The sequence below is a fragment of the Pseudomonas sp. D3-27 genome (assembly GCF_051132165.1).
Lineage (GTDB): Bacteria > Pseudomonadota > Gammaproteobacteria > Pseudomonadales > Pseudomonadaceae > Aquipseudomonas.
Genome location: NZ_CP071667.1, coordinates 2,940,756 through 2,953,857, shown reverse-complemented (window position 1 = coordinate 2,953,857; position 13,102 = coordinate 2,940,756). Strand labels below are relative to the sequence as shown.

15 protein-coding genes are annotated in these 13,102 nt (G+C 64.0%); all 15 read right to left on the bottom strand.

Annotated features, from left to right (window positions below; all coding sequences use genetic code 11):
* Positions 1 to 38: 38 nt before the first annotated feature.
* Positions 39 to 539 carry a DUF6644 family protein gene (locus tag J3P92_RS13510; RefSeq protein WP_420763853.1) on the bottom strand — a complete coding sequence of 167 codons (501 nt, stop codon included), beginning with the start codon at positions 537 to 539 and terminating at the stop codon, positions 39 to 41.
* Complete coding sequence (locus tag J3P92_RS13505; RefSeq protein ID WP_434647504.1) at positions 539 to 889, bottom strand: DUF6152 family protein; 351 nt, start codon at positions 887 to 889, stop codon at positions 539 to 541. The genes J3P92_RS13510 and J3P92_RS13505 overlap by 1 nt, the downstream gene beginning before the upstream one ends.
* A 24-nt stretch (positions 890 to 913) precedes the next feature.
* Positions 914 to 1,468, bottom strand: coding sequence for a DinB family protein (locus J3P92_RS13500; protein ID WP_434605830.1), 555 nt, complete (start codon positions 1,466 to 1,468; stop codon positions 914 to 916).
* 226 nt (positions 1,469 to 1,694) lie between these two features.
* The gene (locus tag J3P92_RS13495; protein ID WP_420763856.1) at positions 1,695 to 2,612 is read right to left on the bottom strand and encodes a dihydrodipicolinate synthase family protein; all 918 of its coding nucleotides are present in this window, start codon (positions 2,610 to 2,612) and stop codon (positions 1,695 to 1,697) included.
* A gap of 77 nt (positions 2,613 to 2,689) precedes the next feature.
* Entirely contained in the window at positions 2,690 to 3,718 is a 1,029-nt protein-coding gene (locus J3P92_RS13490) for a trans-3-hydroxy-L-proline dehydratase (RefSeq protein WP_434647502.1), read from the bottom strand.
* Between the two features lie 151 nt (positions 3,719 to 3,869).
* On the bottom strand, positions 3,870 to 4,592 hold the full coding sequence (locus tag J3P92_RS13485) for an amino acid ABC transporter ATP-binding protein (RefSeq protein WP_434647500.1): 723 nt from the start codon (positions 4,590 to 4,592) through the stop codon (positions 3,870 to 3,872).
* Positions 4,585 to 5,235 carry an amino acid ABC transporter permease gene (locus J3P92_RS13480; RefSeq protein ID WP_434647498.1) on the bottom strand — a complete coding sequence of 217 codons (651 nt, stop codon included), beginning with the start codon at positions 5,233 to 5,235 and terminating at the stop codon, positions 4,585 to 4,587. Before J3P92_RS13480 ends, J3P92_RS13485 begins: the two co-directional genes overlap by 8 nt.
* A 9-nt stretch (positions 5,236 to 5,244) precedes the next feature.
* The gene (locus J3P92_RS13475) at positions 5,245 to 5,910 is read right to left on the bottom strand and encodes an amino acid ABC transporter permease (RefSeq protein ID WP_434558928.1); all 666 of its coding nucleotides are present in this window, start codon (positions 5,908 to 5,910) and stop codon (positions 5,245 to 5,247) included.
* Positions 5,903 to 7,681: a cis-3-hydroxy-L-proline dehydratase gene (gene lhpI / locus J3P92_RS13470; protein WP_434647495.1), complete on the bottom strand. Its 1,779-nt coding sequence runs from the start codon at positions 7,679 to 7,681 to the stop codon at positions 5,903 to 5,905. The genes J3P92_RS13475 and lhpI overlap by 8 nt, the downstream gene beginning before the upstream one ends.
* Positions 7,682 to 7,691: 10 nt before the next feature.
* On the bottom strand, positions 7,692 to 8,510 hold the full coding sequence (locus J3P92_RS13465) for an ABC transporter substrate-binding protein (protein WP_434647492.1): 819 nt from the start codon (positions 8,508 to 8,510) through the stop codon (positions 7,692 to 7,694).
* A 231-nt stretch (positions 8,511 to 8,741) separates the two neighbouring features.
* On the bottom strand, positions 8,742 to 9,491 hold the full coding sequence (locus tag J3P92_RS13460) for a helix-turn-helix domain-containing protein (RefSeq protein ID WP_434647490.1): 750 nt from the start codon (positions 9,489 to 9,491) through the stop codon (positions 8,742 to 8,744).
* A 72-nt stretch (positions 9,492 to 9,563) separates the two neighbouring features.
* On the bottom strand, positions 9,564 to 10,811 hold the full coding sequence (locus J3P92_RS13455; protein ID WP_434647487.1) for an FAD-dependent oxidoreductase: 1,248 nt from the start codon (positions 10,809 to 10,811) through the stop codon (positions 9,564 to 9,566).
* Complete coding sequence (locus J3P92_RS13450) at positions 10,808 to 11,044, bottom strand: 2Fe-2S iron-sulfur cluster-binding protein (protein WP_420763865.1); 237 nt, start codon at positions 11,042 to 11,044, stop codon at positions 10,808 to 10,810. The genes J3P92_RS13455 and J3P92_RS13450 overlap by 4 nt, the downstream gene beginning before the upstream one ends.
* On the bottom strand, positions 11,037 to 12,152 hold the full coding sequence (locus J3P92_RS13445) for an NAD(P)/FAD-dependent oxidoreductase (protein WP_434647485.1): 1,116 nt from the start codon (positions 12,150 to 12,152) through the stop codon (positions 11,037 to 11,039). The genes J3P92_RS13450 and J3P92_RS13445 overlap by 8 nt, the downstream gene beginning before the upstream one ends.
* Entirely contained in the window at positions 12,149 to 13,081 is a 933-nt protein-coding gene (locus J3P92_RS13440; protein ID WP_434605818.1) for a 4-hydroxyproline epimerase, read from the bottom strand. The genes J3P92_RS13445 and J3P92_RS13440 overlap by 4 nt, the downstream gene beginning before the upstream one ends.
* Between the last annotated feature and the right edge of the window lie 21 nt (positions 13,082 to 13,102).

Genomic DNA, 13,102 nt, shown 5'->3' with positions numbered 1-13,102 from the left:
TGGCCGGAAGCGGCCATCGCCTTTTTTTCAATGCTCGTTCAGGTGTAGGCCAGCAAGCGCCCGCAGCCGATCACCGCGATCCACAACGCCACGGACAGCAACGCCTGGAGCTTGGCCAGGCTCGGCGCCGTGACGTGGGTATTCCATTGCTGGACGGAGCGGTAGGGCACCAGATGGAACAGCAGGGCATTGACGCCTGCCGCCGCGATCAGGCACAGCTTGAGAATGAACACGTTGTTGCTGGCGAAATCATGAGGGTGCGCACTGAACATCATCAAGCCGGCAGGCACGATCAACAGCAGGGCCCCGACGGCCCATCGCAGCAGATGGCGAGCCAGTGCGGTCACGGCGATGTCCCTGGACAGCCCGAGGACGCGCAGGTCGAACATCACCACCGCGCCCACCAGTATCGAGAACCCGATGATGTGTAGCACTTCCACCAGCGGATAGAGCCATAGCTCGCTGCGCATGGCCGAGGCCAGGGGCGAGTCGCCCAATCGGTCCATCCAGCCTTGCGCGACCGGGCCAGTGACCTGCATCAGCGCAGCTCGGTGGTTCTGTCGTCGATGGTGATGCGTTCGGCGCGAAGCTCGTCAGGCTTGTTTTTATTGGCGTAGCCGACCACGGTGGCCCGGTTACCGGCTTTGAGCATGTCTTTGGTCAGCCCCCGATTTTCCATGCGAGAAGGCGGCGCGAGCACGACGAACCACGTCTTTTCCGTGGTTTGCAGGCGCATGGTCCCGTGGGGGTGGGAGTAACCGGACTCCTTGATCGTACCTTCGAGCGTCAGTGGCTTGCTGGCGTCGTATTCGCTCCAGCCATGGTGGGCAAGGGCGGCGGTGGCGACCAGCATCGTGGACAAGCCGATGCAACGAAAGATCAGGTTCATGGCAAGGTCTCCTGGGTTATCGATTCAATCGGGCTGGTACTCTCGCCAGACCCGCTGCTCGTCGAGTTGCAGCAACTGTTCCTCCTCTTCGCGGAAGCGGCGGTCGCAATCGAGGAAAAACTCGTCGAGCTGCGGCGGTTCGACGTGGGTGGCGCTGAGCATGGTGTGGACCTGGCCGCGGTGATGGATCTGGTGCTCGAACAGGTGCAGCAGTAAGCGGTCGATCCGTTCGAAAGCGTTGCCGTCGGCACGCACCAGGTCGACGGTGCGAGACAGGTCTGTGCGTTTAAGGTTGCTGCACAATGCCGCCAGTTGCCGGTCGGTCCGGTCCTGGCTTTCCCTGAGCTGGTTGAACGCCAGCATCTCGGAAAAATCCCGCTCCTGGCCCAGGACATCGCCTTTGAGGGCGGTGAGGTAATAGCGATCTACTTCCAGTATGTGGCACAGCGTGGCTTGGATGGAGGGGAAGAAACTGGTGCGGTAGGCCTCGTATTCCACGGTGTTCAGCTGTGCGCAGGCGTCCAGCAGCCTGTGATTGGCCCATTGGTTGTTCAGGGCCTGGGCCAGGAAATAATTCATGGGACGCCTCCCGTGCGTCATTGCGCCGGGGAAAAAGCGTAGCAAAGACTGGCGATAACGCCGTGTTGCTGGTCGGTTGGTCCCGTGTTTGCACCACAACCCCCTGTGGGAGCGAGCTTGCTCGCGATAGCGTCGGCACATCCAATAGAGATGCAAGCTGGACAACCGCTATCGCGAGCAAGCTCGCTCCCACAGGTTTCTCACATGCCTGAGCCTGCGCCCCGGCTTAAAGCCCCACCTCCGGCAACACTGGCCGATTGGCCAGGGCCGTGGCCATGATCTGCTCCACGTACACCCGGTCTGCTTCCGGCAGGGCCAGGCGCGGTGGGCGGGTGAGAGCGCTGCCTCGGCCGGCAATGGCTTCGCAGAGCTTGATGCACTGCACCAGGTCGGCGCGGGCGTCGAGGTGCAGGATCGGCATCAGCCATTCGTAGATCGGCATGGCTTCGGCGAACCGTCCGGCGCGGGCCAGCCGGAAGATCGTTTCACCTTCCTTGGGGAACACGTTGGACATGCCCGAGACCCAACCTTCTGCGCCTACGGCGAGGCTTTCGAGCACCACATCATCGAGACCGGCGAACAGCACGAAGCGATCGCCCACTTCATTGCGCACGTCGATGAAACGCCGGGTGTCGCCGGACGAGTCCTTGAAACACACCACGTTGTCGCAATCGGCCAGGGAAATCAGGATGTCCGGGGTGACGTCGTTCTTGTAGATAGGCGGGTTGTTGTAGACCATCAGCGGCACGTCGGCATGCCGGGCGACGTAGCGGAAATGTTCGGCGGTTTCGAACGGCTTGGAGCCGTAGACCAACGCGGGCATCAGCATCACCCCGTCGACACCGACCTTGCGCACCGCATTGGCGACTTTGGCGGCCTGCACGCTGGTGAACTCGGCCACGCCGCAGATCACCGGCACTCGGCCCCCGGAAGCGTCCACCGCCACTTCGGTCACGGCAATCTTTTCCTCCGCGCTCAGGGAAGTGTTTTCCCCCACCGACCCGCAGACCACGAGGCCGGATACGCCATCGCGAATGACGTTGGAAATGACCTGATGGGTTTTTTCCAGGTTGATGGAAAAGTCATCGTTGAATTGGGTAGTAACGGCGGGGAATACGCCGCTCCAGTTGATGCGTTGGCTCATGGGTGTCTCCTTTTGGTGTGTCTCTGTGGCGAGGGAGCAAGCTCCCTCGCCACAAGGGTTATGGGTGGGTATGAAAGTCATGCGCCGGGCCAGGTGTCCGAGAGCCGGTAGCCCTGCGGCCACGGATCGGCCGGGTCCAGCAGCAATTGGTGGGTTCCGGTGATCCACGCCCGCCCGGCGATGCACGGGTAGATCGCCGGGCGACCGGCAACGTCGGTCAGTGAGTCGATGCGGCAATGGAATTCGGAGCCGATGATCGAGCGGCCGATAAACCGTTCACCCACCTGCATCAGGCCTTTGGCGTGCAGCACCGCCATGCGGGCCGAGCAACCGGTGCCGGTGGGCGAGCGGTCGATCTTGCCGGGCTGGATGACGACGGCGTTGGCGCCGGTGGCGATGCCGTTTTCCATGACGACGGGCGCGGCGACCTGGCAGAACGAAATGTGCGACCAATCGGGATTCAAGGGGTGTACGAAGCCCAACTGCTCGTTGGCGGCCCGGGTGATCTTCAGCCCCACGGTCACCAGATCGGCGGCCTCGTCGGGGCGAATGTCGAAGCCCAGGCGCTGGGCGTCGACGATGACGAAGCTGTCGCCGCCATAGGCGGTGTCCACCTGCAATGTTCCCAGGCCCTCGACTTCGATCCAGGCATCGAGGCGGTCAGCGAAGGAGGGCACGTTCTTGATCTCGACCCGTTGCACCTTGCCGTCGCGGCAGTCGGCCACGGCCTCGATCAAGCCGCCCGGTGCCTCCAGGACCAAGCGCGTCTGGGGTTCGGTCATCGGCAGGATGCCGCTGTCCAGCAGCACGGTGGCGACGCACAACGAATTGGAGCCGGACATGGGTGGGGTGTCGGCCGGTTCCATGATGATCCAGGCCATCTGCGCCCGCGGGTCCTTGGCCGGCACCAGCAGGTTGACGTGGCGGAACACCCCGCCACGGGGCTCGTTGAGGACGAAGTTGCGCAGGGTCTGGTCCTGGGCGATCCAGCGTGATTGTTCCCAGACCGTGGCGCCGGGTGGCGGCGCGACACCGCCGACGATCACATCGCCGACTTCGCCTTCGGCGTGGCAGCTGACTATGTGGATGATTCTGGATGAGCGCATGGGTCAGATCCTTGTGTTGTCTGGTGGGGCCTCATCGTCGGATCGCCGCCCGGAGCAAGCTCGCTCCCACAGGGTTCTGTGGTGGTTAGCAGCTCATTGCGGCCTACACAAAACCCGTGTGGGAGCGAGCCTGCTCGCGATAGGCCATCCGCTATTTCACCGATTTGAGGAACGCCGCCGTCTCCGGCTGCACCGGATTGCCGATCACCTGCTCCGGCGGGCCGATCTCATGGACTCGCCCATTGCAGAAGAACGCCACGCGGTCGGATACGTCCCGGGCGAAGCGGATCTCGTGGGTCACCAGCACCATGGTCATGCCGTCTTCGGCCAGCATGCGCATGGTGTCCAGCACCTCACCGACCAGTTGCGGGTCGAGGGCCGAGGTGGCTTCGTCGAACAGCATGTAGTCCGGCGACATCGCCAAGGCACGGGCGATTGCCATGCGCTGCTGCTGGCCGCCGGAGAGCTTTCCGGGAAAGGCCTTGAGCTTGTCCCCCAGGCCCACGTGCTCAAGCTGTTTGACCGCCAGCGCCTCGGCGTCCTGCTTGCTCTTGCCCAGCACCTTGCGCGGCGCGAGCATCACGTTTTCCAGCACGGTCAGGTGGGGAAAGGCGTTCCACTGCTGGAAAACGATGCCGATCTTCTGCCGGAGGCGGTTGAGGTCGGTGGCGCTGTCGTGTACCGAGACGCCGTCCACGCGGATGCTGCCTTTCTGGATCGGCTCCAGGCCGTTGATGCACATCAGCAGGGTCGATTTACCGGAACCGGACCCACCGATGATCGACACGACTTCGCCCTTGTCCACCGTCAGGCTGACACCCTTGACGACTTCCAGGTTGCCGAAGGATTTATGCACGTTTTCGATCTCAATCATTTTCTTGCCACCTTCTTTCCAGGCGAGCGCCGAGGCGGGCGACCACCAGGCTCATGAGGTAATAAATGAGGCCCGCGATGCACAGCACCAGCAGGGGTTCCTGAATACGCGTGACGATGGTTTGCGAAGCCCGCAGCAGTTCGACGATGCCGATCCACATCACCAGCGCGGTGTCTTTCATCACCCCCAGCACCAGGTTCAACCAGCCGGGAAATGCCACCCGCGTGGCAATCGGCAGGACGATGAAGCGCAGGTCCTGCCAGTACGTGAGTCCCAGGGATCGGCTGGCCCGCCGGGTGCTCGTCGGCACCGCCAGCACGCCACCGCGGACAATCTCGGTGAAGTACGCGGCGGCGTAGACCCCCAGCACGATGCAACCGACGGCGAAGGCGCTGAGGTCCAGGCCGACGATGCTCTTGAGGGAATTGAACAGCACGAACTGGATCAGCAGTGGCACGCTGCGAAACGCATCGAGTACCCAGGCCAATGGCAGGCTGACCCTGGGCACCAGCGCCCGCAACAGGCCGAACAACAACCCGGCCACGGTGCCCAGCAGGATCGACCAGACGGTCAATTGCACCGTGACCCAGGCACCTTCGAGCAGATACAACACGTCGTTGACGGTAAGGCTTGTAGAGAACATGTCCCGCCCTCAATAACGAAACAGGCGCCAGGACAACAGCCGGGCCAACCCGACGATCAACTTGGCGATCAGGTAATAGAGCACCGCCGCGAGGGCGAAATATTCGAAGGTGCGGAACGTCTTGACGTTGTATTCCTGGGTCACCCCCGTGAGGTCGTTATTCAAACCGACCACCACACCCAGGGACGTCATCAACACCGCCCAGACCATCTGATTGGTCAGCGGGTAGAAAACGATGCGCAACAGTTGCGGGACGATGATCATCCGGTAGGCCTGGAACGCGCTCATGCCCAGGGAACGGGCGGCGCGCATCTGCGTGCCCGGTACGGCCTTGAGGCCGCCGCGAAAATTTTCCGCCAGGTAGCCGGCGTTGTTGAAGGTGATACCCGCCAGCAACGCAAACCACGAACTGACGTGCAGCCCGAGGGAGCCGAGGCCAAAGTAGAGGATGTAGATCTGGAACAAGGAGGGTGTGTTGCGGGCGATCGACACCCAACCATTGCCGACACCGCGCAACAGCGGATGGCGTGCCTGGCGCATCACCGTCAGGACGAGGGCGATCAGCACGCCGAAAATCATCGACAACGCGGCGGTCTCGAAGGTCACCCAGGCGCCGGCAAGCATATCGGGCAGGGCGCGTAAGGCGGGGCGCCACTGGAAGCTGTAGTCAAACATGGCTCGGAGTCCCCTTGGGTGCGGAAGGTTGCAACCACTGTGGCGGCTGATCGCTGGCGGTGGCGGTGCAGGCCGCCTCGATGCAATCGGCCAGTCCGGCAAAATGCACGCCGCGCCCCACCAGGCCCGGCGCGTAGTGCGCGTATTTTCCGGAGTTGGTCATCAGGGTGGTGGCGCCCGGCGGGATGACCGGTTCGCCCAACATGCACCAACAGGTGTCAGTGACCAGCGTCGCCCCGAAAGCCTGGATCGCGTCCAGGTAACCTGCCTGGCGGGCCTGTTCCAGCACGGCACGGCCACAGGTGATCACCAGCACCACGCCGGGGTGTTTGTTCCGGCCCGAACACAGGTGTGCCAGGGCGGCGAATTCGCTGAGGGAGAAATGTGGATTGCCCAGGGAAATCACATCCACGTGGCGATGCCGGGCACTGTTGAGCTCGCGCCAACTGACAAGCAGCCCGGCAGCGTTGACGGTTTCCACCGGTAACACAGCGTCGCAGTCCAGCACATTGGCCGGGTCCAAGGCCTCGGGCGTTACCCCGGCGATGTGGAACAGTGGCCCGGCGCTGGTGGTCGCGAACGCGGCGCCAAACGCCTTCAAATCATCCCGGGTGGGCGCGGCGTCTTCCAGGCCCCGTATCAGCGGGACACGTCGTCCCGTCAGGCCGCCGATGTGATAGCCCAGCAGCGGATAAAAACTGTCGTCCATCGGGTCGGGCCTTGTCACTTCGACGATCAGCCCGGCCTTTCGCGGCCCATCGAGATGACATCCGGCCAGCGGCGCGCGACCGCACAGGGCGATGCAGATGTCGAGAAAGTCCGGGTACTTCTGCGTGCGGGCGCCGAGCACGCTGTTGGCGTAGACCACCGCGTTGGACTCGGCCCAGACAATCTGTTCGCCGGCCACGGGCGCGGTATCCAGCAAGTAGGGCGCACAGGTGAAGCTCAATTGCGCGCCCATGGCCATGTAAGCTTCACCCAAGGCGCTGGCCGGTTCGCCCAGCGCAGGGTCGACGCCCAGTTCCCGCCAGCGGCGCTGGTCCACGGATATCGAATTGAGGGTCGTGGGCACACTCACTTTCGCCCCCCACCGCACCAGTTGTTCGGCAAAGCGCAGGCTGGCCGGGCCGGTATAGATACAGCCGTCGATGTGCGCCTGGGTGATGTCCAGCAGTTGGTCGGCGCCCTGGATCTCGGCCATCCGCAGGACGATTTGCATCGCTACTTGGGCTGCCTTGCCGTGCGCGCCGTCGAGCATTGCCCGATCCCGCTCGTTCAACCGGACGGTGAACGGCATGGACGGCTGCGGGGCCATATCCGTCCCATGCCATTGATCGTTGGGCCGTCGGCCGGACAACGTCAGGCGGTTGCCCTCGACGCGCACGAATCCTTGGCCGCGCAAGCCAGCGAACGCCTCGTGGCCGATGCACAACACCGGCAGCGAGCGCTGGAAAATCACCTCGGCCACGAGTACTCCAAGGGCCAGGATCTCGTCGACTTCGGCCAGTACCAGTGCGGCCGGTGCATGGCCGTTGCTGATGAGCTCCATCAACACGCTGCTGCCGGTGCAGGAACCCCGCCCGCTGGGAATCGCCAGCACGCGGCCGCCCAGGCGTTCGCCACTCAGAGGATGATGCCGGTCGATGATTTCGCCCGTAATGGGATCGACCCCGCCCCAGAAGCTCAGGCCAACGTCGGCGAACAACAGGGTGCCCTGGGCGGCACCCTCCACCAGGCTGCGGCCGTGCAAGCGGATAGGCGTGCTTGGCATGCCGCGATCCTCAGTAGTACACCTGGGGCACGGTCAGGTTGGCCGGCGGGATCTCGGTACCGACCCATTTGACGAACAGCTCCTTGTAGCGGCCCGTGCGCACTTGCTGGTTGACGAACAGGTTGAGGTAGTTGAGCAAGCCGTACTCGCTGCGCTTGGCGCCGAGGGACACGTAGTCGATGACATAGGGAGCATCGCCAGCGATCTTCAGGCCCTTGTACTTGCCCGACTTGATGGTCGCGGCGGCCACGGTGTTGGTCACGACGGTGGCGTCGATGTGCCCCTGGGCGACCGCCAGCAATGTGTCGTTCTGCGACTGGTAGGCGCGGAAACTGCCGCTGCCCCAACTCTTCTGGTCTTTTTCCAGGGCGATGGCTTCGTAAGTGCTGCTGGTGTTTCCGAGTTTCTTGCCCTTGAGGTCGGCGTAGCTGTTGATACTGGTGTCGTCGCGGGTCAGCACCACCATCTGGAAGGCAAAGTAGGGCACGGTCAGGCCAACGGTCTTGGCCCGCTCCAGGGTGTCGGAAGTGGAAGCGACAATGACATCGGCGCGGCCCGAAAGCAGCGCGGGGATGCGGTCGGAGAACGGCGTTTCCACCACTTCGGCGTCGACGCCGAGGACCTTCGCCAGGTCGTGGCAGTAATCCACGTCGAAGCCCGCCGGTTTGTTACTTTCATCGCGAAAACCCATGGGTGGGAAGTCCAGTGTCACCGCGCAACGCAGCTTGCCCGAGCCGATGATGTCGTCGAGCTTGTCGGCATGGGCGGGTAGGGCAAGCAGGGGAAAGAGGACAACGCCAAGGGCTACGGCCAATGCAGGGTTTTTCATAAATGCCTCGCTGTCGAATAAATGCGGTGAAATATCGTACTGAGGATTTCGTATACGATATTAGATAAGCAATCGACGTGCCTGATCGGGTCTTATTTCTGTGTTTCTAGTAATGCTTTGATAACCAACGGATTATGGTGGTCCGGCTGGCCAGGCACCGGCGCGCAGGTGAAAGTGAAGTGTTACAGATGGGAGCAGTGGGGTGGGTTTACGCCCCCTAAAGGAACAGGCTCAACGCTGGTTGTCCCGGTACTGGCTGGGTGAAAGGCTCGTCAGCGCGCGGAACTGGCGGCTGAAGGCACTGTGATCGGTGTAACCACAGCGCAGGGCGATCTCGGTAATGGGCAGATCGTGTTCCATTAACAATCGCGAGGCCTCTCCCAGGCGCGCCTTGTGGATCATCTGCCGAGGCGTGAGCTGGAAGATGCGCTTGCAGTGTCGTTCCAGCTGCGCCACCGACAACCCGGCGATGGCAGTGAGTTCCGCCAGGCTGATGGGGCGGGCGAAGTGCTGCTTGATATGCGCGTCCACGGCCGCCAGTTGTTGGTACGCCGGATGGCTCGATTGCGGCGACTGCAAGTCACGGGAAATCCCGGCCAGGCCGACGATCCCGCCCTCAGGTTCGCGCAAGGCAAGCTTGTGGGTCAGGCACCACACCGGTTGGTTGCCGTAATAGAGGTGCAATTCGAGCTGGTCGGCCAGCTCCCGTCCGCTGGCCAGCACCCGTCGATCCTGTTCGGTGTACAGCGGGCCGAAGCGCTCCGGGAACACTTGCTCGGCGGTCAGACCGAGCAGGTCGTTGCATTGCTTGAAGCCGCAACGCCGGACCAGGGTCTGGTTGACGAATGCGTAGCGGGCTTGGGTGTCCTTGATGAAAAACACCGTGTCCGAGAGGGTATCGAGCAACGGCGCGATGGGCAGCAGACTGCGCAGCAGGGTGTCGAAGTCGCAGGGAGTGAAGGTCGTCAGCGAGGGGTACATGGGCGGCTTCGTCGTTTTGTCAGACGTGGAGTTTTGATCGAAATGAGGTGCTTGTCACGCCGTACGCGTGGCTCACTCATCTGCCAGATTAAGCAACGTCTCAACCCGTGCCGGACTGAACGGTGGACGAGGAGCCGGCGGCGCCCAGCCAAACAGATGCTCCAGCGCCGCGCCGCAAACCCTACCCTGGCAGGCGCCCATCCCGCAGCGGCTGGCAAGTTTTGCTTCGCGCCAGTCGGCATGGCTGCTCAGTTCTGCATAGGCCACGTCTTCGCAGCGACACACCAAGGTGTCGCCCCGGGCCAGGCCTTTCAAACGAGCATCTAGGGCGAAAGCCTTGTTCAACGCCAGGGCAAAGCCCTGCCATCGCGCCCGGCGAGGCCAGAGGCGTTCGGCTGCCGAGGTGTCGTCGGCGGCGACGTGACCGGCGATGGCGCCTTCCACCAGGGCCAGTTCGCTGCCACCGAAACCGGTGCACTCACCAGCGGCGTAATGATCACGGCGCGTGGTGGCCTGCCAGGCGTCGACCGCCAGGGCTTGTCCAGCCAGCTCGCAGCCCAACGCCTGACCCAGCTGGGTATTGGGAATCAGGCCGAATCCGCAGGCCAACCGGTCGCACGCCAGTTCCACAGTCTTGCCCCGCTGTTGCAGGCGCACGCCTTCGAGCTTGTCCCGTCCCAGGGCTTCCAGCACATGCGTGCCGACGCGGTAGTGGGAATCGAACAGGCTGAACGCCTGCGTCAACTTGCCCGGCCAGCGCGGCAACTGCATGGCAAAACCTGTAACGGCGGCACCGCTGGCTTGTTCGGCGATGCGCAATATTTGCGCCCCGTGATGCCTGGCCGTCGCCGCGCTGGCCAACAACAACGGGCCGCTGCCGGTAATCACCAGGCGTTCGCCGCGCACCGGCAGGCCGCCCTTGATCAGTGCCTGCAAGCCGCCAGCGCCGGTGACGCCGGGCAGTGTCCAGCCGGGGAAGGGCAGCAGCAGTTCCCGCGCGCCCGTGCAAAGAATCAGCCGCTCGTAGCGGATCAGCCATCCCTGCTCGGCGTTTTCCACCAATAGCGTCTTCTCGCCCGCGCAGGCAATGACCCGGGTGCCGGCGTGGCAGTACACATTAGTGCAGGCGTTCAGACGATCACGCATCCGACCCGCCTGGGCAGGCAGGCTGGCCTGGGGACCGTCGCGCCAGATCTGTCCGCCAGGGCTCGGGTTGTCGTCCAGCAGCACGATGCGCGCCCCGCTGCGTGCCGCGGCCAGCGCAGCGGCCATGCCGGCGGGGCCGGCGCCGATGATGAGGATGTCGGCGAGTTCGGTCATGGTCGGGTGTCCACGCGCATGCCGTCGCGGCACAGCGTCTGGCACGCCAGGCGCCGGCGGCCGTCGATCATCACCCGGCATTCCTGGCAGATGCCCATGCCACACAAGGGGGCCCGGCGTTGGCCGCTGACCGAGGTGCGACTGCAACCGTCAGCACCCAACGCCAATGCCGCCGCGACGCTGGTGCCATCGGCCACCGAGAGCGGGCGGCCATCGAGGAATAACTCAGGCATGGACCGCTTCTCCCAGGAAACGTTGCGGCAGGTAAGGTTGCGCGGCCAGCGGCGCGGTTTCGTTGAATAGCTGGGCGACCAGCAAATCAGCCGTCGCCGGCGCGGTCGTAACGCCGAGCCCTTCATGACCCACCGCCAGCCATAGGTCCTTGCGCTGCGGATGTTGGCCCACCAGTGGCAAGCCGTCGGGGGTCGCCGCGCGAAAGCCCGTCCAGGCGCGGATACCGTTGAGGTGCGCCAGGCCAGGCATGTAGTCCACGGCACGCTTGAGCATTTTCGCCAGCATCCAGCCTTCCACCGCTGGGTCGACATTGCCGAACTGCCGCGAAGCGCCGATGAACAGTTGTCCCGTCGGGCGCGGTTGGATGTTGCACGCCACCGACGGTCCGCTGGCGTTGTGAGCGCTGGTGACGTAACCCAGCTCAACCAAGGTGTGGCTGACAGTGGCGGGGTAGCGGTCGGTGATCAGCAGGTGTCCCTTCTTGGGTTCGATCGGCAGCTCCGGGCACAGCTCAGTGGCCTGGATGCCGTTGGCGAGGACGACTGCGTCGGCGCGGAGCCAACCGCCCCCTGCGAGGCGCACGCGGTGACCGTCCACTTCGCTGACTTGCGCCCGTTGATGGCGAATGTTGGCGTGATCGAGCATCCAGCGGGCGGCCGCGGGTGCGTAGAGAATGCCGTCGCCCTTGATCAGCAGCCCACCTTCCAGGCCGGGCCGCAGTTCCGGTTCGCGCTGGAGCAGTGCGGCTCGGCCGATCAGTTCACAGGCTTCGTCATGGGCCATCAGGTTCATGTATTTGCTGTGGGCCACGGCCATCTCTTCGGCGTTGGCCGCCAGCCACAACGTGCCGTTGTTGCGCCAGGCGCAGCGTTCTGGAAGATCGGGGGCCATCTGGCGCCAGCGTCGCAGGGAGTATTGGCTCAGGGCCAGCTCCGCCGGGTTGTCATCGAGTACCAGCAAGTGGCCCATGCCGGCCGCCGTGGCGCCGTGCCAACCGGCGTCCAGCACCAGCACCTTCAAACCACGCTGGGCCAAGGCTTGCGCGCAGGCGGCGCCGATGATGCCGGCGCCGATGATGATCACGTCTGCGACATGGCCTTGGCTCACGGACGAATGCCCCAAGCGAACGGATCGTCCGGCTCGAGGAGCAAGGTGCTTTCAGCACTGATATAGGCCCGGCCGCGAATGGTCGGCACGATGCGCTCGCCTGAACGTTCATACGACCCTTCGAATTCACTGCCGATGACGCTGGCCTGGCGCCAGATCTGCCCGGGTTGCAGTTTGCCGTCGGCCGCCAGGCACGCCAGTTTGGCGCTGGTACCGGTGCCGCAGGGAGAGCGGTCATAGGCTTTGCCGGGGCACAGCACGAAATTGCGGCTGTCGGCCTGGGGATCGTCGGCGAACAGCTCGATATGATCGATCAGCCCGCCGTCCTCGCCGCGAAACCCCTGTTGCTCCAGGGCTTGTTGCACGGCGAAGGTGTAGGCGGTCAGTGCTTCCAGGTTGTCGCCCGCCACGCGTTGCCCGTGGTCGGCGATCAGGAAAAACCAATTCCCGCCCCACGCCACATCGCCAGACACCGGCCCGATGCCCGGCACCTCCAGGCGCAGCCCTTGGCGGTAACGGTAGGCCGGCACGTTGCGCACGCTGACCGAGCGATCCTCGTGCAACGTCGCCTGCACTGTGCCCACCGGTGTCTCGATGCTGTGCACGCCCGGGCCGATCCGGCCCAGATGAGCCAATGACGCCACCAGGCCGATGGTGCCGTGGCCGCACATGCCCAGGTAGCCGCTGTTATTGAAAAAGATCACCCCGGCACAGGCGGTCGGGTCCACCGGTTCGCACAGCAACGCGCCCACCAGCACATCGCTGCCGCGCGGTTCCAGGACGCACGCGGTGCGCCAGGCGTCGTGCTGCTCGGCCAGGCGCTGCCTGCGTTCGGCCATGCTGCCCTGGCCCAGGTCGGGGAAGCCATCGGTCACCAGTCGGGTCGGTTCGCCGCCGGTGTGGGAGTCGATCACGGTGATGCGTTTCATGGCGCCACGTCCGTTCAGATG